General features: G+C 50.8%; 2 tRNA genes and 1 rRNA gene. All 3 read left to right on the forward strand.

Annotated features, from left to right (window positions below):
• Nucleotides 1–330 (forward strand): 16S ribosomal RNA (locus DET62_RS14400); the annotation flags it as partial.
• 119 nt (nt 331–449) lie between these two features.
• Nucleotides 450–526, forward strand: a tRNA-Ile gene (locus DET62_RS14405).
• A 250-nt stretch (nt 527–776) separates the two neighbouring features.
• Nucleotides 777–852: transfer RNA gene (locus tag DET62_RS14410), tRNA-Ala, on the forward strand.
• Nucleotides 853–1,009 lie beyond the last annotated feature (157 nt).

The raw sequence follows: 1,009 nt of genomic DNA on the forward strand, positions 1-1,009 counted from the left end.
ACGGGATGGGCTACACACGTGCTACAATGGCGCATACAAAGGGCAGCAAGCCAGCGATGGTTAGCGAATCTCATAAAGTGCGTCGTAGTCCGGATTGGAGTCTGCAACTCGACTCCATGAAGTCGGAATCGCTAGTAATCGTGGATCAGAATGCCACGGTGAATACGTTCCCGGGCCTTGTACACACCGCCCGTCACACCATGGGAGTGGGCTGCACCAGAAGTGGTTAGTTTAACCTTCGGGAGAACGATCACCACGGTGTGGTTCATGACTGGGGTGAAGTCGTAACAAGGTAGCCGTAGGGGAACCTGCGGCTGGATCACCTCCTTACAAAACAGCTTATCTTTTGTGTACACAAAAAATTGCGTCCTGCATTTTTTGTCTACCTCACATCCGTGTGAGTAAGTGTCCACACAGTTTGCAGGCTTGATATAGACAGAGAAGAAACTGGGTCTGTAGCTCAGCTGGTTAGAGCGCACCCCTGATAAGGGTGAGGTCGGCAGTTCAAGTCTGCCCAGACCCACCATTTCTGCGCGATGGCTGCGTTGGAAACCTCGTCGTGTGCTGATGTACACTTCCTCGGCTTCCGCCTTGCCCTCGCTTGAAATTCCCTTATTGGGTTTAGCGATTCAAGCTCGCGATGTTTAAGCGCAGCGAGAACGCTTCAGAGCAAGGCGCAAGCCGATATGAGTGAAGGAGCGTACGTTGGTACGTGACTGAACGAATGAGGTGCAGTAACGCGGCGCTGGAGTGTTATCGCAAAGCCACGCACCAAAGGGGCCATAGCTCAGCTGGGAGAGCGCCTGCCTTGCACGCAGGAGGTCAGCGGTTCGATCCCGCTTGGCTCCACCATTTCTTCTCTTCGTAACCGTTAGCGTTAAGTGTTCTTAAACAAGAATATTTACCGGTAACTTAGTGTTACGTGCTCTTTAACAACATGAAAAGCTGATTGTAATATTAAAAGTAAGAAATGCCACTCTACTTGAACAAACTGATTTGGTAGAGGCGT

It is taken from the genome of Idiomarina sp. H2 (assembly GCF_004364275.1).
Classification (GTDB): domain Bacteria; phylum Pseudomonadota; class Gammaproteobacteria; order Enterobacterales; family Alteromonadaceae; genus Idiomarina; species Idiomarina loihiensis.